Source organism: Geodermatophilus normandii, assembly GCF_003182485.1.
GTDB lineage: Bacteria > Actinomycetota > Actinomycetes > Mycobacteriales > Geodermatophilaceae > Geodermatophilus > Geodermatophilus normandii.
Window position 1 is genome coordinate 1,891,030 of record NZ_QGTX01000001.1, and the last position, 18,714, is coordinate 1,909,743.

An 18,714-nucleotide genomic window follows, 5' to 3' on the forward strand; every position below is an offset into this window, starting at 1 on the left:
AGTGGCGCTGGACGCAGGACTGGTCGGGCGCAGCTACCCGCCCTCCGCCGTCTACGAGGTCGGGCGGGCGAAGATCGCCGAGTTCGCCACCGCGGTCGGCGCGGCCGACCCGGTGCACACCGACCCCGAGGCCGCCCGGGCGCTGGGACACCCCGACGTCGTCGCGCCGCCCACCTTCGCCATCGTGGTGACCCTCGGCGCGGCCGACGTCGTGCTCGCCGACCCCGACGTCGCCCTCGACTACAGCCGCGTGGTCCACGGCGAGCAGCGCTTCACCCACCACCGGCCCATCCGCGCCGGGGACCGGCTGGTGAGCACGACCACCATCGAGACGGTCCGCAGCGTGGCCGGCAACGACCTGCTGACCACGCGGGTCGACGTCGCCACCGAGGACGGCGAGGCCGTCTGCACCGCCACCTCGATGCTCGTGGCCCGGGGGACGGCGTGAGCGCCCGCCTGCGGGCCGCCGACGTCGCCGTCGGCACCGAGCTGCCCGAGCAGACCCACCGTGTCACGCGCGCGGACCTCGTCCGCTACGCCGGCGCCTCCGGCGACCTCAACCCCATCCACTGGAGCTACCGGGTGGCCACCTCCGTGGGCCTGCCGGGCGTCATCGCCCACGGGATGCTCACGATGGGCCTGGCCGCCCGTGCGGTCACCGACTGGGCCGGCGACCCCGGCGCCGTCGTCGAGTACCAGGTGCGCTTCGGCCGCCCGGTCGTGGTCCCCGACGACGACACCGGCGCCGAGGTCACCGTCCGCGGGAAGGTCGGCGCCGTCCTCGACGGCGGCCGCGTGCGGGTGGACCTCACGGTCACCAGCGGCGGCGAGAAGGTGCTGTCGCTGGCCCGCGCCACCGTCGCACTGGCATGACCGCGCGGCGGACCCTCCCGGCCGCCGCCGCGGCGCTCCTCCTGCTCGCCGGCTGCGGCACCTCCTTCACCGAGACGCTGGCCGCGGAGGACACCCCGGCGGCCACCCCGTCGTCCGCACCGCCGGAGGACGGCGACGGGGACGGCGACGAGGACCCGAGCTGCCCGGCCGAGCGTGCCGAGCCCGACCCCGACCGGCCCGTCGTCGACCTGGACTTCCGGCTCTCCGACGACCGGCAGACCGTCACCGGCACCGAGACCGTCGTCTTCACGCCCGACGTGGCCACCGACGAGATGGTGTTCCGGCTCGTGCCCAACGGCCCCGGCGCCACCGAGCTGGGCAACCGGATCACCGTCGACGACGTCCGCGGCGACGACGTCGACCAGGGCGGCTACGAGGACGCCGGCGCCGAGGGCCCGGGCGGGCTCTACGTCCTGCAGCTCGACGGCGAGCTCGGGGCCGGCGAGTCGACCGAGGTGGAGCTGGACTTCACCGTCTCCCTCGGCGGCAGCGGGTTCGAGCGGCTCGGCACCGCCGAGGACGTGTCCTGGTGGGCCAGCGGCTTCCCGCTGCTGGCGTGGGAGCCCGGCGTCGGCTGGGCGCGCGACCCCTTCGTCGGCGTCCTCGGCGAGACCGCCAGCAGCCCCGTCGCCGACACCACGGTCACCGTCTCGGCGCCCGAGGACCTCACCGTGCTGATGACCGGCGCCCAGGACGAGCCCACCGAGCCCGACGACGGCCGGCGCACCTGGACCGCGCACGAGCCGGTCGCCCGCGACGTCAGCGTGGCCGCCGGGGAGTTCCGCACCGCCACGCTCACCTCGCCCGGCGGGGTCGAGATCACCACCGGGGTGCTGCCGGGGTCCGGCACCGGGCCCGGCGAGCTCGCCGACTGGGCCAGCGAGGACGTCACGGAGCTCGCCGACCGCTTCGGCGCCTTCCCCTACGCCACGCTCACCGTGCCGCTGCTGCCCGACGAGGGCGGCGGCATCGAGTACCCGAGCTCGATCCTGCTGGCCGGCGCCGACCGGTCCGTCCTCGAGCACGAGGTCGCGCACATGTGGTTCTACGGGATGGTCGGCGACTCGCAGTTCCGCGACCCGTGGCTGGACGAGGCGTTCGCCACCTACGCCGAGCGCGTCGACGGGCAGGTCTCGCAGGAGGCCCTCGACCGGGTGCTGGCCGGCCCGGGCGACGTCGGTGCGGCGATGGACGAGTTCGCCGACACCGGCGCCTACTTCGACGCCGTCTACGACAAGGGCGGTGCCGCGCTGGTCGCCGCCCGCGAGGCGGCCGGTCCCGCACCGTTCGACGCGGCGCTGCGCTGCTACGTGCAGGTCAACGCGTGGTCGATCGCCACGCCCGCGGACCTGGCGGCCGCCCTGGCCGACCTCCCGGCCGCCACCGACGTCCTGGTGGCGGCCGGCGCCCTCGACGAGGACGACCTGCCGGACTAGCCGAGGAGGCGCTGCAGGCGGCTGACGCCCTCCACCAGGTCGTCGTCGCCGAGGGCGTAGGACATCCGCACGTAGCCCGGCGTCCCGAACGCCTCACCGGGGACGACGGCGACCTCCGCCTCCTCGAGCAGCAGCTCGGCGAGCTCGGTGCTGGTCGACGCGGTGCGCCCGTTGATCGGCCGGCCGAGCAGGCCCTTGACCGACGGGTAGACGTAGAACGCCCCCTGCGGCTCCGGGCAGGTGACCCCGGGGATCTCGCGCAGCATCGACACGATGGTCGTCCGCCGCCGGTCGAACGCCGTGCGCATCTCGTCGACCGCCGACAGGTCGCCGGTCAGCGCGGCCACCGCGGCGGCCTGGGACACGTTGGCGACGTTGGAGGTGGCGTGCGACTGCAGGTTGGTCGCGGCCTTGACGACGTCGGCGGGGCCGGCGATCCAGCCGACCCGCCAGCCGGTCATCGCGTAGGTCTTGGCCACCCCGTTGACGACGACGCAGCGGTCGGCGAGCTCGGGCACCACCACCGGCATCGACGGTGCGGTGGCCCCGCCGTAGGTGAGGTGCTCGTAGATCTCGTCGGTGAGCACCCACAGGCCGGCCTCGAGCGCCCACCGGCCGATGGCCTCGACCTGCTCCGGCGGGTACACCGCGCCGGTCGGGTTGGACGGCGACACGAACAGCAGCACCTTGGTCCGCGGGGTGCGGGCCGCCTCGAGCTGCTCGACGGAGACGAGGTAGTCGCTGTCCTCGTCGGCGACCACGGGCACCGGGACGCCGCCGGCCAGCCGGATCGCCTCGGGGTAGGTGGTCCAGTAGGGGGCGGGCACGAGGACCTCGTCGCCCGGGTCGAGCACCGTGGCGAAGGCCTCGTACACGGCCTGCTTGCCGCCGTTGGTCACCAGCACCTGCGCCGGGGTGAGCGCCAGGCCCGAGTCGCGGGCGGTCTTGGCGACGATCGCCTCCTTGAGCACGGGCAGCCCGCCGGCCGGGGTGTACCGGTGCATCGCCGGCTGGCGGCAGGCCGCGACGGCCGCCTCGACGACGTAGTCCGGCGTCGGGAAGTCCGGTTCCCCGGCGCCGAAGCCGATGACCGGCTTGCCCGCGGCCTTGAGCGCCTTGGCCTTGGCGTCGACCGCGAGCGTCGCGGACTCGGCGATCGACCCGATGCGCCGCGAGACGCGGCGCGAGGCGGGGGAGGGGGCGGCGGACTCCGACGGGGAGACGGCGGTCATGCGCCCATCCTGCCGGAGGACGCCCCGGACGGGCCCGCCAGTTCCGGCCGCCTCCCCGCGCCGGCGCCGCACCGCGTGCCCGACCGACGTCGACGGCCGCCCGCACGCGCCGGACGGCTCGCCCGCACGAGCGGGCCGGCCGGAGCACGGTCACGGCCGGGTCCGGCCGTCCCGTACACTGGCAGACCTGGGGCGATCGACCCCCGCCACCGGCGTGCCCCGGAACCTCCCGGGTGCCGCGCGGGACCGGCGGGTCCGGCCGCCCCGGGGCGCTCGGGGCCACCGCACGCGTGGCACCGGTCCCGGGCACTAGGGGTGTAGCTCAACTGGCAGAGCAGCGGTCTCCAAAACCGCAGGCTGCAGGTTCAAGTCCTGTCACCCCTGCCCGTGCCGCCGGCCCGCGCCGGCGCGCAGCACGACCCGGCACCGACCGTGCACCGGCACCCCGGACACGGTCGCCGGCCGGGGAGCACGACACCAGACGGCCCGCCAGCAGCGGCCACCACCACGACGCGAGCGAGGCGCAGTGAGCGAGAAGCCGGGCCCGGGGGAGGACCCCCGCTCCGCCTCGGACGCCGAGCTGACCGACGAGCAGCTCGACCGCGAGGCCCCCGGCGTCGAGGACGCCGCCGAGCTCGAGGCCGCCGAGGACGAGGTCGCCGCGGAGGCCGAGGCCGACGAGGACAAGGTCGTCAGCACCCCGGCCCGCCGCCGGGGTGGCCGGATCACCGCCGGCGACGACGAGGACGACGAGGACGTCGCCCCGCGCACCCGCCGTGCCGCCCGCGAGCGCTCCGCCGGCAGCCGGCCCGCCGGCCGCGACGGCGCCGGCACCCGGTCGCGCGCCGCCGCGCAGCGGGCCCGGTCCGACGAGGTCCGCCGCCGCCGGAGCCTGCGCCGCTTCCTCCGCGAGGTCGTGGCCGAGCTGCGCAAGGTCATCTGGCCGGGCCGCCGTGAGCTCATCACCTACACGGCCGTGGTCATCATCTTCGTGGCGTTCATGGTGGCGCTCGTCGCGGGCCTCGACGTCCTCTTCGCGCAGGGCGTGCTCGCCGTCTTCGGCTGACCGCCCCCCTGCGCCTGAACGCCCCCGACAAGGAAGAGATCCCCGTGACCGACCCCCGCGAGCCCTTCGACACCGACAGCGACGTCCCGGCCATCGACCTCGACGACGAGCGCGCCGACGTCCGCGGCAGCGTCGACCTCGAGACCGGTGCCGGTCAGCCCGGCTCGGCCGAGGGCTCGATCGACACGACCGACCAGGACACCGCGACCGGCGTGGCCGACGTGACCCCGGTCGTGGAGAGCGGTGGCCGCGACAGCCTGGTCGGCGACCCCCTCGCCGCGCCCGCCCCCGACCACGACCCGATCGTGACCGAGGCGCTGGCCGAGGCCGAGGCGGAGGACGCCGACCCCCGGGAGACCCTCAAGCGCACGCTGCGCGCGCAGTTCGGCGACTGGTACGTCATCCACTCCTACGCGGGCTACGAGAACAAGGTGAAGACCAACCTCGAGTCCCGCATCCAGTCGCTGGACATGGAGGACTACATCTTCCAGATCGAGGTGCCCACCGAGGAGGTCACCGAGATCAAGAACGGCAAGCGCACCCAGGTCAACCGGAAGAAGCTGCCCGGCTACCTGCTCGTCCGGATGGACCTCAACGACGAGTCCTGGGGCGCGGTCCGCAACACCCCCGGCGTCACCGGTTTCGTCGGTGCCACCTCCCGGCCCTCGCCGCTGTCGATCGACGAGGTCGTGAACCTGCTCGTCCCCGACGCCCCGCCCCAGGCGGCCCGGGCGGCCGAGGCCGCCTCGCCGGCCGCGGCCGCGGCGCCGACGACGCTGGTCGACTTCGAGATCGGCGAGTCCGTCACCGTGATGGACGGCCCCTTCGCCACCCTCCCGGCGACCATCAACGAGATCAACGCCGAGCAGCAGAAGCTGCAGGTGCTGGTCTCCATCTTCGGCCGCGAGACGCCGGTCGAGCTCTCGTTCACGCAGGTCGCCAAGATCTGAACGAGGACCTCGTCGCCTCCCACCGCTCGTAGAGTGGGAGCGGGAACCTGCGACGCGGTCGTTCCATCCCGTCACGAAGAAGGAAGTCATGCCCCCCAGGAAGCGGTTGACCGCGGTCATCAAGCTCCAGATCAAGGCCGGTGCGGCCACCCCCGCGCCGCCCGTGGGTCCGGCGCTCGGCCAGCACGGCGTCAACATCATGGAGTTCTGCAAGGCGTACAACGCGGCGACCGAGTCGCAGCGCGGGGACGTCGTGCCCGTCGAGATCTCGGTGTTCGAGGACCGCTCGTTCACCTTCGTCACCAAGACGCCGCCGGCCGCGCGCATGCTGCTCAAGGCCGCCGGGGTCGAGAAGGGCTCGGGCGAGCCGCACAAGACCAAGGTCGCCACCGTCACCCGCGACCAGGTCCGTGAGATCGCGCAGACGAAGATGCCCGACCTCAACGCCAACTCGCTGGACGAGGCCGAGCGCATCATCGCCGGCACCGCCCGCTCGATGGGCATCACCGTCCAGGGCTGACGGAAGCCGCCGGCCACCGGCGGCGTCGCACCACCGGGCTCGTCCGAGCCCGGAGCAGCTGTGGGAGGGCCCCGCCAGGCCCGCACACCACGAGATCCCCGAGCGTTCCGCCCGGGGGAGAGGACACCACCATGGCGAAGCACGGCAAGAAGTACCGCGAGGCGGCGGCCAAGGTCGACCGCGAGAACCTCTACAGCCCGCTGCAGGCGGCGGGGCTGGCGAAGCAGACCTCGCCGACCACCTACGACGCGACCGTCGAGGTGGCCATCCGGCTCGGCGTCGACCCGCGCAAGGCCGACCAGATGGTCCGCGGCACGGTCAACCTGCCCCACGGCACCGGCAAGACCGCCCGCGTCATCGTCTTCGCGACCGGCGACAAGGCCGCCGAGGCCGAGGCCGCCGGGGCCGACGTCGTCGGCTCCGACGACCTGATCGAGCGCATCCAGGGCGGCTTCCTGGACTTCGACGCCGCGGTCGCGACCCCCGACCAGATGGCCAAGGTCGGTCGCGTCGCGCGCATCCTCGGGCCCCGCGGCCTGATGCCGAACCCGAAGACCGGCACGGTGACCCCCGACGTCACCAAGGCCGTCGGCGACATCAAGGGCGGCAAGGTCAACTTCCGCACCGACAAGCAGGCCAACCTGCACCTGGTGATCGGCAAGACCTCCTTCGACGAGACGCGGCTGGTCGAGAACTACGCCGCCGCGCTCGACGAGGTGCTGCGCGCCAAGCCGGCCGCCGCCAAGGGCCGGTACCTGCGGAAGGTCACCATCTCCACGACCATGGGCCCGGGCATCCCGGTCGACCCGAACCGCACCCGCAACCTCACGGTGGACGAGCCCACCGCCTGAGCGAGGACCCCCCTCGCCCCCCACCGCTCGCTGACGCTCGCGGCGGGACCCTGCGAGGGGGTCACCCCCAGAGGACGCCAGGAGGCCCCGCCGCGCAGCCGCGCGGCGGGGCCTCCGCCGTTCCCGGCACCGGCCGCCGCCTCCTCCGCGCGGTCGCGTATGCTCGTCGCTGTTCCCCCCACGACCGCTGGTCGTCGCACGTCCGCGTGCGATCGAAGGTCCCGGATCCCCGGGCGGCCCGCGCAGGAGGACGGTTCGATCGACGCGGCGCCTCGTGCCCGCCTCCCTCGCCCCGTGCGCCTGCGCCGGGGCGTTCCTCGTCTCCGGGCCCCGATCGCCCGTTCCCGTACGGCGCACGAGTGGTCGCCCGTCAGACGAGAGGAGGCCCATGCCCACGCAGGCGAAGGCCGCGGTGATCGACGAGATCACCGAGCGGTTCCAGAAGTCCAGCGCGGCCGTGCTCACCGAGTACCGCGGGCTGACCGTGACGCAGCTGACCCAGCTGCGTCGTTCCCTCGGTGCGGGCAGCAGCTACGCCGTCGTCAAGAACACCCTGACGAAGCGGGCGGCGGACACGGTCGGTCACTCCGACCTGGCCCCGCTGCTCAACGGCCCGACCGCGATCGCCTTCATCGAGGGCGACGTCGTCGAGGCCGCCAAGGCCATCCGTGACTTCGCGCGCGCCAACCCGCTGCTCGTCGTCAAGGGCGGCGTCGTCGAGGGCCGCACCGTCAGCCCCGCCGAGGTCACCGCCCTCGCCGACGTCGAGCCGCGCGAGGTGCTGCTGGCCAAGCTGGCCGGCGCGATGAAGGGCAACCTCACCAAGGCCGCCGGGCTGTTCCAGGCCCCGCTGTCCCAGGTCGCCCGCCTGGCCGCCGCGCTGCAGGAGAAGAAGCCCGCCGAGGGCGACGCTCCGGCCGCCGACACCGCGGACACCGCTGCTGCCGACACCCCCACGGCCGCCCCGGCCACCGACAACACTGAGACCGCGGACGCCGCGGCCAGCACCGACTGACCCCAGAAGGAGAGATCATGGCCAAGCTGTCCACCACGGAGCTGCTCGACGCGTTCAAGGAGATGACGCTGCTCGAGCTGTCCGACTTCGTGAAGCAGTTCGAGGAGACCTTCGAGGTCACCGCTGCCGCCCCCGTCGCCGTCGCGGCTGCCGCGCCGGCCGGTGGTGGCGACGGCGGCGCCCCCGCCGCCGAGGAGCAGGACGAGTTCGACGTCATCCTCGAGGCTGCCGGCGACAAGAAGATCCAGGTCATCAAGGAGGTGCGCGGCCTGACCTCGCTCGGCCTCAAGGAGGCCAAGGACCTGGTCGACGGCGCGCCGAAGCCGGTCCTGGAGAAGGTCGCCAAGGACGCCGCCGAGAAGGCCAAGGCCGCTCTCGAGGGCGCCGGCGCCACCGTCACCGTCAAGTGACCCCGTCCCCGGCCTGAGCCGGGGACCTGCACGACCCCGCATGCCACAGGGGCCGCTCTCCTCGCCGGAGGGCGGCCCCTGTCGCTTTCGAGTGACGTGACAGCGAACCGTGTCACGGTGGGCGGCGTGATCCACGTAACCTCCCGCGGGCGTCCTCGTTACCCATGAGTAGTCGGACCGGGCGCCCAGTGCGGCCGGCGACGGAGCCGGGGGACGAGGAGGTCGACAGTGGGCGTCGCGGTCCAGGTCGAGGGGCTGACCAAGTCCTTCGGCAGCCAGAACATCTGGAGCGACGTCACGCTGACCCTGCCGCCCGGCGAGATCTCCGTGCTGCTCGGCCCCTCGGGGACCGGCAAGTCCGTCTTCCTCAAGTCGCTGGTGGGGTTGCTCAAGCCCGAGCGCGGCTCGATCGTCATCGGCGACACCGACATCGTCCGGTGCGGCGAGCAGCGGCTCTACGAGGTCCGCAAGCTCTTCGGCGTCCTCTTCCAGGACGGCGCGCTCTTCGGCTCGATGGACCTCTTCGACAACATCGCCTTCCCGCTGCGCGAGCACACGAGGAAGGGTGAGTCCGAGGTCCGCCGCATCGTCCTCGAGAAGATGGAGATGGTCGGCCTGCAGGGCGCCGAGGGGAAGCTGCCCGGCGAGATCTCCGGCGGCATGCGCAAGCGCGCCGGCCTCGCCCGCGCGCTGGTGCTCGACCCCGAGATCATCCTGTTCGACGAGCCGGACTCCGGCCTGGACCCGGTCCGCGTCGCCTACCTCAACCAGCTGATCGTCGACCTCAACGCGCAGATCGACGCCACCTTCCTCATCGTCACCCACGACATCGGCACCGCCCGCACCGTGCCGGACAACCTCGGCCTGCTCTACCGCAGGCACCTGGCGATGTTCGGGCCGCGCGAGCAGCTGCTCACCTCCCAGGAGCCGGTCGTCCAGCAGTTCCTCAACGGCCGCCGCGAGGGCCCGATCGGCATGAGCGAGGAGAAGGACGTCGCGCAGGTCGAGGCCGAGATGGCCGCCCTGCAGGCGCGCGGCGGCGACCGGCACAACGGCGTCGGCCCCAAGGGCGCCGTCGGCGGCGACGCCGTCCCGCCGCAGCTGGACCCCTCGCCGGGCCTGCCCGAGCGGCGCGCCCAGCGCCGCCGGCAGGAGCGCGTGGCCCGCATGCTGCACGACGTCGACCCGGCCACCGCCGACGCCATCCGGGCCTCGCTCCCGGCGGACCTGCTCGCCCAGGCCGACGCCGGCGTGTTCGCCCCGACGGCGGGTGCGCACGGCCGCCACTGGGACACCCGGGCGATCGGTGCGGCGGCCGGTGGCGTCCTGCCCGGTCCGCGGGACGGCCGGTGACGGCGACCGGGCCGAAGGCGCCGGGCCTGCTCGACGGCAGGCTCTCCCCGGCCCGGCCGCTGCGGGCCAGCGGCACGCTCTTCGCCTTCGCGCTCGACACCTTCCGGGCCCTGCCCAAGCGGCCGTTCCAGCTGCGCGAGTTCGTCCAGCAGACCTGGTTCGTCGCCAGCGTGACCATCCTGCCGACGGCGCTGGTCGCCATCCCCTTCGGCGCGGTGATCGCCCTGCAGCTGGGCTCGCTGACCCGCCAGCTCGGCGCGCAGTCCTTCACCGGGTCGGCGTCGGTGCTCGCCGTGCTCCGGGAGGCCAGCCCGATCGTCACGGCGCTGCTCATCGCCGGCGCCGGTGGCTCGGCGATCTGCGCCGACCTCGGCGCCCGCAAGATCCGCGACGAGATCGACGCCATGGAGGTGCTCGGGATCAACCCGGTCCAGCGCCTCGTGGTCCCGCGGGTGCTGGCGGCGATGCTGGTGGCCACGCTGCTCAACGGGCTGGTCAGCGTCGTCGGCGTCGCGGGTGGCTACTTCTTCAACGTCGTCCTGCAGGGCGGCACCCCCGGCGCCTACCTGGCGTCGTTCGGCGCGCTGGCCCAGGTCGAGGACTTCTGGTCCGGGGAGGTCAAGGCCCTGGTGTTCGGGCTGATCGCCGGGATCGTCGCCTCCTACAAGGGCCTGCGGGCCGGCGGCGGTCCCAAGGGCGTCGGGGACGCGGTGAACCAGTCGGTGGTCATCACCTTCCTGCTGCTGTTCGCGGTCAACTTCGTGATGACGGCGATCTACTTCCAGCTCGTCCCGCCGAAGGGGCAGTGACCGGTGGCGCTGCTCTCCCCGGTCGACCGGGTCCGCGTCGGCGCGCGCCGCCTGGTCCGCCGCGTGTACGGCCGGCCGATGGACACCCTCGAGGACCTCGGCGACCAGCTGTCCTTCTACGGGCGCGCCCTGGCCTGGACGCCGCGCACGCTGCGCCGGTACAAGCGGGAGACCCTCCGGCTGCTCGCCGAGGTCACCTTCGGCACCGGTGCGCTGGCCGTCATCGGCGGCACCGTCGGCGTCATCGCGTTCCTGTCGTTCTTCACCGGCACCGAGGTCGGCCTGCAGGGCTACGCGGCCCTCGACCAGCTGGGCACGTCGGCGTTCACCGGCTTCCTCTCCGCGTACTTCAACACCCGCGAGATCGCGCCGCTGGTCGCCGGGCTGGCGCTGTCGGCCACCGTGGGCTGCGGCTTCACCGCGCAGATCGGCGCCATGCGGATCAACGAGGAGATCGACGCCCTCGAGGTCATGGGCGTGCCCTCGCTGCCGTTCCTCGTGACCACCCGCATCGTCGCCGGCTTCGTCGCGGTGGTGCCGCTGTACGTCATCGGCCTGCTGAGCAGCTACTTCGCCACCCGGACCATCGCCACCGAGGCCTACGCCCAGTCGGCCGGCACCTACGACCACTACTTCACCCTCTTCCTGCCGCCGCAGGACGTGCTGTGGTCCTTCGCCAAGGTGCTGGTCTTCGCCGTCGTGATCATCCTGAGCCACTGCTACTACGGCTACCGGGCCAGCGGCGGCCCCGCCGGGGTCGGCCTCGCCGTGGGCCGGGCGGTGCGCTTCTCGATCGTGGCGGTCATGGTCATCGACCTGTTCCTGTCACTGGCCATCTGGGGTTCGACGACGACCGTCCGGATCGCGGGGTGAGCGGGCGATGAGCGGGAACAGGGGCGCCGTCGTGCGCCGGCGGTTGCAGGGCGTGGCGTTCCTCGTCGTCCTGGTGCTGCTGCTCGGGCTGACGGTGGCGCTCTACACCAAGGCGTTCACCGACACCGCCCGCGTGCTGCTGCACGCCGACACGGTGGGCAACCAGCTCCAGGAGGCCTCCGACGTCAAGGTGCGCGGGGTCGTCGTCGGCGAGGTCCGTTCCGTCGAGGCCGGCGCCGACGGCGCCACCATCGAGCTCGGGATCCGGCCGCAGCACCTCGAGCAGATCCCGGCCGACGTCACCGCGCGGCTGCTGCCCAAGACGCTGTTCGGCGAGCGGTACGTGTCGCTGGTCGTGCCCGACCGCCCCTCGGGGGAGCGGCTGGCCGACGGCGACGAGATCGGGCAGGACCGCACGGAGAACGCCGTCGAGCTCCAGCGGGTGATCGACGACCTGCTGCCGCTGCTGCGTGCCGTCGAGCCGCAGGATCTCAGCTACACCCTCGGCGCGGTGGCCTCGGCGCTGCGCGGCCGCGGGGACCGGCTGGGGGAGAACCTGGCCTCGATCGGGGACTACGTGGGCGAGCTCAACACCGTGCTGCCCGACCTGCAGGCCGACATCAGCGGGCTGGCCGACGTCGCCGACACCTACACCTCCGCCGCCGACGACCTGCTGGCCGTCCTCGACGACCTGTCGGTGACCTCGCAGACGCTGGTCGACCAGTCCGAGCAGCTGCGCCGCACCTTCACCGTCGTCGGCGGCTCGGCCACCACCGCGGCCGGCTTCCTGGAGACCAACGAGCGCTCCCTCATCTCGCTGGCCGCCACCTCCCGGCCGGTGCTCGGGCTGTTCGCCGAGTACTCGCCGCAGTACCCGTGCCTGCTCGACGGGCTGGCCCGGTTCAAGCCGATGATCACCGAGGCCTTCGGCGGCGACGGCGACCCCGCCCTGAACCTGGACATCACCGTGACGCTGCCGCCCCGCAACCCCTACCAGCCCGGCGACCAGCCGGCCTACCTCGACCGGTCCGGGCCGGACTGCCAGGGCCTCGACGACATCGACGCGATCATCGCCGCGGCCGACCGCGGCGAGTACTACTGCCCGGTCCCGCCCGAGGACGGCGTCGACTCGGTGGACAACCCGCTCAGCGGCAACCCCAACTGCCTCGGCGGCCGGAGCCCCGACGACGTCCCGGCCGGTGCCGGCGAGCCCAACGCGACCGTGACGGCATCGGCAGGCACCTCCCTGCCGACCGGCCTGGCCGGCTCCACCGCGGAGCTGGACCTCGTGCGCAGCATCCTCGGCTACCAGACCGGCGTGGCGCCCGGCGAGGTGTCCGACCTGGCCGCCTCGACGATGGCGCCGCTGCTGCGCGGGACCCAGGTGGCGCTCCGATGAGCGAGCACCGCAGCGAGCGCCGGCGGGCGAGGAGCGGAGCGATCGGCCGCGGAGCGGGGAGGGCGTCGTGAGGGGGCTCGCCGCGCCGCTGACCAAGCTGGCCGTCTTCGCGCTGGTGACCGTGCTGGCCAGCTACGTCCTGGTCAGCACCATCACCAACGCCGGGTACGGCGAGTCGCTGGCGTACCGGGCGCAGTTCACCGACGTCGCCGGCCTGGTCGAGGGCGACGAGGTGCGCATCGCCGGCGTCCGGGTGGGTCAGGTGACGGGGATCGGCCTGTCGGAGCAGACCGACCGGCCGGTGGCCGAGGTGGCCCTCGAGGTCGACGCCGACGTCGCGCTGCCCACCTCGGTGCAGGCGACCATCCGCTACCGCAACCTCGTGGGCCAGCGCTACGTCGCGCTCACCGAGGGGGAGGGGTCGGCCGGGCGCACGCTGGACGCCGGCGCCACCATCCCGCTGGCCCAGACGCGGCCCGCGCTGGACCTCACCACGCTCTTCGGCGGGTTCCGGCCGCTGTTCCAGGCCCTCTCGCCGCAGGACGTCAACCGGCTGTCCTTCGAGATCATCCAGGTGTTCCAGGGCGAGGGCGGCACGGTGGAGAGCCTGCTGGGCCACGTCGGCTCGCTGACCTCCGCGCTGGCCGACAAGGACGCCGTCATCGGCAGCGTCATCGACAACCTGACCTCGGTGATGGGCACGGTCGCCGCCCGCGACGAGCAGCTGTCGTCGCTGGTCGTCTCCCTGCAGCAGTTCGTCAGCGGGCTGACCGAGGACCGCGACGCCGTCTTCGACGCCCTGCAGACCATCGACGGCCTGGCGGTGACCACCGCCGGGTTCCTCGAGGACGCCCGCGCCCCGCTGGCGGCCGACATCGAGGGCCTCGGTGCCCTGGCCGGCAACCTCGCCGACACCGGCGACGTCGTGGAGGACTTCCTGCAGCTCGCCCCGACCAAGATCGACCTGATCACCCGGACCGCCGTCAACGGCAGCTGGTTCAACTTCTACCTGTGCGGGGCGTCGGGCTCGGTGACCCTGCCCGGCGCGAGCGAGCCGAGCACCATCCCGGCCGGCGGGCTCGGCTCCGGCGCGAGGGGGTGCTGATGGCCCGCCGTCCGGCCAAGCCCTTCCGCGACCGCAACCCGGTCGTCATCGGGGCGGTCAGCCTCTCCGTCATCGCGCTCCTGGTGTTCCTGGCGTTCAACGCGCAGTCGCTGCCGGTCATCGGCGGGGGCACCGTCTACCGCGCCCAGTTCTCCGAGGCCGCCGGGCTCCGGCCCGACGACCCGGTGCGCGTGGCCGGCGTCAAGGTCGGCCAGGTCGAGAGCCTGGCCCTCGAGGACGGCGCGGTCACCGTGGAGTTCCGCGTCCGCGACGCCTTCGTCGGCGACCGGTCCGAGGCGGCCATCAAGATCGAGACGGTGCTCGGCGCCAAGTACCTCGCGCTCGTCCCGCGCGGCACCTCCCCGCTGGACCCCGGGCAGCGCATCCCGCTGCAGCGGACCGCCTCGCCCTACGACGTCGTCGAGGCCTTCGCCGACCTCTCGACGACGGTCGACGACATCGACACCGCCCAGCTGGCGAGCTCCTTCGAGGTGCTGTCGCAGACCTTCGCCGAGACCCCCGACGAGGTCCGCACGTCCCTCGACGGGCTGGCCCGGCTCTCGGACACGATCGCCTCGCGCGACGCGCAGCTGCAGCAGCTGCTGTCGGCCACGCGGGACGTGACCCGGGTCCTCGCCGACCGCAACGGCGAGTTCACCCAGCTGATCCTGGACTCCAACACGCTGCTCACCGAGGTGCAGGAGCGGCGGGCGCTCATCGACTCGATCCTGACCGACACCCAGACCCTGGCGCAGCAGCTGTCGGGCCTGGTCGCGGACAACCGCGAGGCCCTCACCCCGGCACTGCAGCAGCTGGCGACCGTCACCGACATCCTGTCGCGCAACCGCGAGGCCCTCGGGCAGACCGTCGCCGACCTGGCGCCCTTCGTCCGGGTCTTCACCAACACCCTGGGCAACGGCCGCTGGTTCGACAGCTTCGTGGAGAACCTGCTGCCCGGCGCCGTCGGGTCGGTCCTCTGCGGGGGAGCCGCCCAGCTGCCCGGCGGTCCCGTCTCCTGCGAGGAGGGGCAGTGAGCGCGACCCTGCAGCGCGGCGTGGCGCTGGCCGCCGCGCTGGTCCTGGTGGGCGCGGTCGGCTGGACGGTCCTGCGCCCGGCCGGGCAGATGCGCGTGACCGCGTACTTCGACCAGGCCGTCGGCGTCTACGAGGGCGGCGACGTGCGCGTCCTCGGCATCGACGTCGGCGAGATCACCGGCGTCGTCCCGACGGGCGACCGGGTGCGCGTGGACATGCTGGTGGACGAGGACTACGACATCCCGGCCGACGCCGACGCCGTCATCCTCGCGCCGTCGCTGGTCAGCGACCGCTACGTGCAGTTCTCCCCGGTCTACGACGGCGGCCCGACGATGGAGGACGGCGCGGAGCTGGACCTCTCCCGCACCGCGACGCCGGTCGAGCTCGACGCCGTCTACGGCGCCCTCGACGAGCTCTCCACCGCGCTGGGCCCGACCGGCGCCAACGAGAACGGCGCGCTGTCGGACCTGCTGGCCACCGGCGCGGCCAACCTCGAGGGCAACGGCGACGCCCTCGACCAGACCCTGACCGGCTTCTCGCAGGCGGTGCAGACCCTGTCGGAGAACCGCGACGACCTGTTCGGCTCGGTGGAGAACCTGCAGTCCTTCACCTCGGCGCTGGCCACCGTCGACACCCAGGTCGGGCAGTTCAACGACAACCTGGCCGCGGTCGCCGAGCAGCTCGAGGGGGAGCGCGAGGACCTCGCCGCCGCCGTCCGGCTGCTGTCCTCGGCGCTCGCCGAGATCGCCACCTTCGTGCAGACCAACACCACGCTGCTGACCACCAACGTCGACCGGCTGGCCGACGTCACCCTCACCCTGGTCCAGCAGCGCCAGGCGCTGGCCGAGGTGCTCGACGTCGCGCCCGCGGCGCTGGGCAACGTCGCGCACGCCTACAACCCCGACTACGGCACGCTCGACACCCGTGACAACTCGCTGGGGTCGACCAACCCGGAGGTCATGGTCTGCCAGCTGCTGGCCCAGGCCGGCCGGCTGCAGGTCGCCGGGGTGGGCCTCCCCGACCTGACCGCCTTCCTGCAGCTGCCGCCGACCGAGCAGGTCTGCGTGCGGCTGCTGTCCGGGGACCCCGGCAACGACGGCCAGCTCGACGACCTCAACGGCAACGGCGTCCCCGACCTGCAGGAGCTGCTCGGCACCCTGTTCGGCCGCGGCACGACCCCGCAGGCCGGCGGCACCCCGCTGATCGGCCTGCCGCCGCTCCCGGGGACCCGGCGGTGACCGGGCTGGGCCGGCGGGTGGCCGCGCTGGGCGCCGGCGTGCTGCTGCTGTCCGGGTGCGGCTTCCGCGGCGCGTACTCCCTCGACCTGCCCGGCGGCGCGGACGTCGGCGACGACCCCTACACGGTGCGGATCCAGTTCCTCGACGTCCTCGACCTCGTCCCGCAGGCCGGTGTCCGGGTGGCCGACGTGCCGGTCGGCCGGGTGGAGGACGTCTCCCTCGGCGCCGACTGGACCGCCGTGGTCACCGTCGAGGTCGACGGGGACGTCGACCTCCCGGCCAACGCGGTGGCGATGATCCAGCAGTCCTCGCTGCTGGGGGAGAAGTACGTCGAGCTGGCCGCGCCGGGCTCCGAGGAGCCCACCGGGGAGCTCGGCGACGGCGCGCTCATCCCGCTGGAGCGCACCAACCGCAACGTCGAGGTCGAGGAGCTGCTCGGCGCGCTCTCGCTGGTCCTCAACGGCGGCGGGCTGGCCCAGCTGCAGACCATCAGCCGGGAGCTCGGCAACGCCCTCGAGGGCCGGGAGGACGCCGTCCGCGCCACCCTCACCCAGCTCGACACCTTCATCGCCGGTCTCGACCAGCAGCGCGAGGAGATTGGCCGCGCGCTCGACAGCGTCGACGCGCTGGCCGGGTCGCTGGCCGCCCGCACCGGGACGATCGAGACGGCGCTGGACACCATCGGCCCCGGGCTCGACGTCGTCACCGAGCAGCGGGACCTGCTCGTCTCGATGCTCGACAGCCTGGCGCGCCTGGGCGACGTGGGGACCCGGGTGATCCAGCAGGCCGGCGCGGACACCGTCGCCGACCTGCAGCTGCTCCAGCCGATCCTGACCCAGCTGGCCGCCGCGGGCCCGGACCTCGCCGAGTCCCTGGACCTGCTGCTGACCTATCCGTTCCCGGCCAGCTCGCTGTCGGCCCTGCAGTACCGGCCCGACGCGCGCACCGGCGGCTACGGCCTGTTCACGAACATGACCGCCGACCTCGGGCTCGACCTGCGCGAGCTGCTGTGCCGCTACGTCGTCGACCCGGTCACCGGCGGCCTGGAGACCCTCGAGCCGCAGGACCTCGGAGGCGCGGAGTGCGGCACCGCGGGCACCCCGCCGGCCGGCACCGGGGGCACCGGCCCGTCGCCGGCCCCGACGCCCGTGCCGGGCCTCGGCGGCCTGGCGGGCACCGTGCTGGGCGGCCCGGCCGGCAGCACCCCGGCCGGCCTGCCCGGGCTGCCCGCCGTCCCGACCGGAGGCACGCCGTGATCACCCGCAGGATCAAGCTGCAGCTGCTCGCCTTCGTCTCGGTGGCGCTGCTGGGCATCTCCTACGTCGGCTTCAACCACGTCGGCCTCGACCGGCTGCTCCTCGGCAGCGGGTTCGACGTCGCCGCCGACTTCCGTGACTCCGGCGGCATCTTCGTCAACGCCGAGGTCACCTACCGCGGCGTGGCGGTGGGCCGGGTCAGCGACATGCGGCTCACCGACGACGGCGTCCGGGTGACGATGACCATCGACCCCGACGCCGCCCCGATCCCGGCCGACACCGACGCCGTCGTGGCCAACCGCAGCGCCGTGGGCGAGCAGTACGTCGACCTGCGCCCCGCTTCCGCCGACGGGCCGTTCCTGGCCGAGGGCGCGGTGATCCCGCAGTCGCGCACGGCGATCCCCATCCCCGTCGAGCAGCTGCTGCTCGACGTCGACGGCCTGGTCACCTCCCTGGACGCCGAGGACCTGCGGATCGTCGTCGACGAGCTCGGCCGCGCCTTCGCCGGCGCCGGCGACGACCTCGCCCGCCTCCTCGACAACGGCGACCTGCTGCTGGCCCGCGCCGAGCAGTCGCTGCCCCAGACGCTGCGGCTGATCACCGACGGGCGGACGGTGCTGCAGACGCAGGCCGAGAGCCGCTCGGCGATCGAGCAGTGGGCCGGCGACCTGCGCGCGGTCAGCGACACGCTGGTCGAGATCGACCCCGACCTGCGCGGCCTGGTGGTCAACGCCCCCGACGCCGGCGCGGCGCTGCAGGACCTGGTCGACAACGCCGGGCCGGGCCTGGGCTCGCTGGTGCGCAACCTCGACGTCCTCAACGGCGTCACGATCCCGCGCCTGGACGGCGTCGAGCAGTTGCTCGTCACCTATCCCGACGTCGTCAGCGGTGGCTTCAGCGTCGTCCGCAACGACGGCGGCACGCTGCGGGCGCACTTCGGGTTGGTCCTCAACGCCGACGACCCCCGCGCCTGCACCAGCGGCTACGTCTCGACGGGCCGGACGCCCACCCCCGGGGCGGTGGCCTCCGTCGACGTCGACTCCGTCGGCTGCGACGTCGTCGGCGGCGCCGACCCCATCCCGGGCGACGGCGTGGACGAGAGCGGCTCCAACATCCGCGGCGCGCAGAACATCGGCGGCGACGGCGGCGTCGGGTCCCCGGGGCCGCAGGGCCAGGCCGGCGCCCTCGCCCCGGTGGCCACGGTGGTCGACGACGTCCTCGGCGGACTGCTCGGTGGCGTCCCCTTCGCGCGGACGACGGGCTGAGTCGGGCA

Annotated in this window: 19 protein-coding genes and 1 tRNA gene; 19 read left to right on the forward strand and 1 reads right to left on the reverse strand. The window is 73.8% G+C overall.

From position 1 onward, the window contains the following. Position 1 precedes the first annotated feature (1 nt). From JD79_RS09340 to JD79_RS09350, 3 genes are read left to right on the forward strand one after another with little or no spacing between them, the layout of a single operon-like run. A complete protein-coding gene (locus JD79_RS09340) occupies positions 2-448 on the forward strand; it encodes an FAS1-like dehydratase domain-containing protein (RefSeq protein WP_110005291.1) in 447 nt (148 codons plus the stop codon). Continuing rightward, entirely contained in the window at positions 445-873 is a 429-nt protein-coding gene (locus JD79_RS09345; protein WP_110005292.1) for a MaoC family dehydratase, read from the forward strand. Before JD79_RS09340 ends, JD79_RS09345 begins: the two co-directional genes overlap by 4 nt. Beyond that, entirely contained in the window at positions 870-2,330 is a 1,461-nt protein-coding gene (locus JD79_RS09350) for a M1 family aminopeptidase (RefSeq protein ID WP_110005293.1), read from the forward strand. Before JD79_RS09345 ends, JD79_RS09350 begins: the two co-directional genes overlap by 4 nt. Here the strand turns inward: JD79_RS09350 and JD79_RS09355 are convergent. Next, positions 2,327-3,562, reverse strand: coding sequence for a pyridoxal phosphate-dependent aminotransferase (locus JD79_RS09355; RefSeq protein WP_110005294.1), 1,236 nt, complete (start codon positions 3,560-3,562; stop codon positions 2,327-2,329). The two genes, JD79_RS09350 and JD79_RS09355, sit on opposite strands and share 4 nt — an antisense overlap. A 311-nt stretch (positions 3,563-3,873) precedes the next feature. On the opposite strand from JD79_RS09355, the gene JD79_RS09360 reads away from it, so the two are divergent. The 16 genes from JD79_RS09360 (at position 3,874) to JD79_RS09435 (ending at position 18,706) form a co-directional block, all read left to right on the forward strand. Continuing rightward, a tRNA-Trp gene (locus JD79_RS09360) sits at positions 3,874-3,946 on the forward strand. Positions 3,947-4,088: 142 nt separating this feature from the next. Then, complete coding sequence (gene secE, locus JD79_RS09365; protein WP_110005295.1) at positions 4,089-4,628, forward strand: preprotein translocase subunit SecE; 540 nt, start codon at positions 4,089-4,091, stop codon at positions 4,626-4,628. Positions 4,629-4,672: 44 nt separating this feature from the next. Then, the gene (gene nusG, locus JD79_RS09370; RefSeq protein WP_110005296.1) at positions 4,673-5,578 is read left to right on the forward strand and encodes a transcription termination/antitermination protein NusG; all 906 of its coding nucleotides are present in this window, start codon (positions 4,673-4,675) and stop codon (positions 5,576-5,578) included. An 88-nt stretch (positions 5,579-5,666) separates the two neighbouring features. After that, entirely contained in the window at positions 5,667-6,098 is a 432-nt protein-coding gene (gene rplK, locus JD79_RS09375; RefSeq protein WP_093578212.1) for a 50S ribosomal protein L11, read from the forward strand. 131 nt (positions 6,099-6,229) lie between these two features. Continuing rightward, positions 6,230-6,949, forward strand: coding sequence for a 50S ribosomal protein L1 (gene rplA / locus JD79_RS09380; protein ID WP_110005297.1), 720 nt, complete (start codon positions 6,230-6,232; stop codon positions 6,947-6,949). A 388-nt stretch (positions 6,950-7,337) separates the two neighbouring features. Next, positions 7,338-7,964 carry a 50S ribosomal protein L10 gene (rplJ, locus tag JD79_RS09385; protein ID WP_110005298.1) on the forward strand — a complete coding sequence of 209 codons (627 nt, stop codon included), beginning with the start codon at positions 7,338-7,340 and terminating at the stop codon, positions 7,962-7,964. Positions 7,965-7,981: 17 nt separating this feature from the next. Further along, positions 7,982-8,374: a 50S ribosomal protein L7/L12 gene (gene rplL, locus JD79_RS09390; RefSeq protein WP_093578209.1), complete on the forward strand. Its 393-nt coding sequence runs from the start codon at positions 7,982-7,984 to the stop codon at positions 8,372-8,374. 228 nt (positions 8,375-8,602) lie between these two features. Next, a complete protein-coding gene (locus JD79_RS09395) occupies positions 8,603-9,727 on the forward strand; it encodes an ABC transporter ATP-binding protein (RefSeq protein WP_110005299.1) in 1,125 nt (374 codons plus the stop codon). Further along, positions 9,724-10,536, forward strand: a complete 813-nt coding sequence (locus tag JD79_RS09400; RefSeq protein WP_245899975.1) for an MlaE family ABC transporter permease — start codon at positions 9,724-9,726, stop codon at positions 10,534-10,536. Before JD79_RS09395 ends, JD79_RS09400 begins: the two co-directional genes overlap by 4 nt. Positions 10,537-10,539: 3 nt before the next feature. Next, positions 10,540-11,409, forward strand: coding sequence for an MlaE family ABC transporter permease (locus JD79_RS09405; RefSeq protein ID WP_245899976.1), 870 nt, complete (start codon positions 10,540-10,542; stop codon positions 11,407-11,409). Positions 11,410-11,416: 7 nt separating this feature from the next. Beyond that, the gene (locus JD79_RS09410) at positions 11,417-12,808 is read left to right on the forward strand and encodes an MCE family protein (RefSeq protein ID WP_110005300.1); all 1,392 of its coding nucleotides are present in this window, start codon (positions 11,417-11,419) and stop codon (positions 12,806-12,808) included. A gap of 67 nt (positions 12,809-12,875) precedes the next feature. After that, complete coding sequence (locus JD79_RS09415) at positions 12,876-13,913, forward strand: MCE family protein (protein ID WP_110005301.1); 1,038 nt, start codon at positions 12,876-12,878, stop codon at positions 13,911-13,913. Then, positions 13,913-14,947 (forward strand): MCE family protein, encoded by a 1,035-nt coding sequence (locus JD79_RS09420; RefSeq protein ID WP_110007584.1) that lies wholly within the window; start codon positions 13,913-13,915, stop codon positions 14,945-14,947. Before JD79_RS09415 ends, JD79_RS09420 begins: the two co-directional genes overlap by 1 nt. Beyond that, positions 14,944-16,185, forward strand: coding sequence for an MCE family protein (locus JD79_RS09425; RefSeq protein WP_110005302.1), 1,242 nt, complete (start codon positions 14,944-14,946; stop codon positions 16,183-16,185). The genes JD79_RS09420 and JD79_RS09425 overlap by 4 nt, the downstream gene beginning before the upstream one ends. Further along, positions 16,182-17,441 carry an MCE family protein gene (locus tag JD79_RS09430; RefSeq protein ID WP_110005303.1) on the forward strand — a complete coding sequence of 420 codons (1,260 nt, stop codon included), beginning with the start codon at positions 16,182-16,184 and terminating at the stop codon, positions 17,439-17,441. The genes JD79_RS09425 and JD79_RS09430 overlap by 4 nt, the downstream gene beginning before the upstream one ends. Beyond that, positions 17,438-18,706, forward strand: coding sequence for an MCE family protein (locus JD79_RS09435; RefSeq protein ID WP_110005304.1), 1,269 nt, complete (start codon positions 17,438-17,440; stop codon positions 18,704-18,706). The genes JD79_RS09430 and JD79_RS09435 overlap by 4 nt, the downstream gene beginning before the upstream one ends. The last annotated feature ends 8 nt before the right edge of the window (positions 18,707-18,714 follow it).